This window comes from Winogradskyella maritima, from assembly GCF_042650215.1.
GTDB lineage: Bacteria > Bacteroidota > Bacteroidia > Flavobacteriales > Flavobacteriaceae > Winogradskyella > Winogradskyella maritima.
This window is the reverse complement of the sequence record NZ_JBHSAT010000011.1, coordinates 1-1063: the sequence shown is the minus strand read 5'-3', so window position 1 is coordinate 1063 and position 1063 is coordinate 1. Positions and strand designations below refer to the sequence as shown.

The 1063-nt window shown below is 48.4% G+C and carries 1 rRNA gene; it reads left to right on the top strand.

Annotated elements, in window-relative coordinates:
- Positions 1-104: 104 nt before the first annotated feature.
- Positions 105-1063 (top strand): 16S ribosomal RNA (locus ACFOSX_RS10900); the annotation flags it as partial.

The following is a 1063-nucleotide window of genomic DNA, read 5'->3' as shown; positions in this document are numbered from 1 at the left end:
GCCGGAAACGGTTGTCTTCAGACAAAAGAATAGACCATTTTGAGTACTTAGAAATTAAATTCCTTTTGGTTGTTAAGATGTAAGTGGAAACACTTAAAAATTTAACGATGAAGAGTTTGATCCTGGCTCAGGATGAACGCTAGCGGCAGGCCTAACACATGCAAGTCGAACGGTAACAGGGATTGCTTGCAATCCGCTGACGAGTGGCGCACGGGTGCGTAACGCGTATACAATCTGCCTTTTACAGGGGGATAGCCTTTGGAAACGAAGAATAATACCCCATGGTAAGTTGAGATGGCATCATTTCAACTTTAAAGCTCCGGCGGTAAAAGATGAGTATGCGTCCTATTAGCTAGATGGTGTGGTAACGGCACACCATGGCAACGATAGGTAGGGGCCCTGAGAGGGGGATCCCCCACACTGGTACTGAGACACGGACCAGACTCCTACGGGAGGCAGCAGTGAGGAATATTGGACAATGGGCGGGAGCCTGATCCAGCCATGCCGCGTGCAGGAAGACTGCCCTATGGGTTGTAAACTGCTTTTATACGGGAAGAAACACCACTACGTGTAGTGGCTTGACGGTACCGTAAGAATAAGGATCGGCTAACTCCGTGCCAGCAGCCGCGGTAATACGGAGGATCCAAGCGTTATCCGGAATCATTGGGTTTAAAGGGTCCGTAGGTGGACAATTAAGTCAGGGGTGAAAGTCTGCGGCTCAACCGTAGAATTGCCTTTGATACTGGTTGTCTTGAATCATTGTGAAGTGGTTAGAATATGTAGTGTAGCGGTGAAATGCATAGATATTACATAGAATACCGATTGCGAAGGCAGATCACTAACAATGTATTGACACTGATGGACGAAAGCGTGGGGAGCGAACAGGATTAGATACCCTGGTAGTCCACGCCGTAAACGATGGTCACTAGCTGTTCGAACTTCGGTTTGAGTGGCTAAGCGAAAGTGATAAGTGACCCACCTGGGGAGTACGTTCGCAAGAATGAAACTCAAAGGAATTGACGGGGGCCCGCACAAGCGGTGGAGCATGTGGTTTAATTCGATG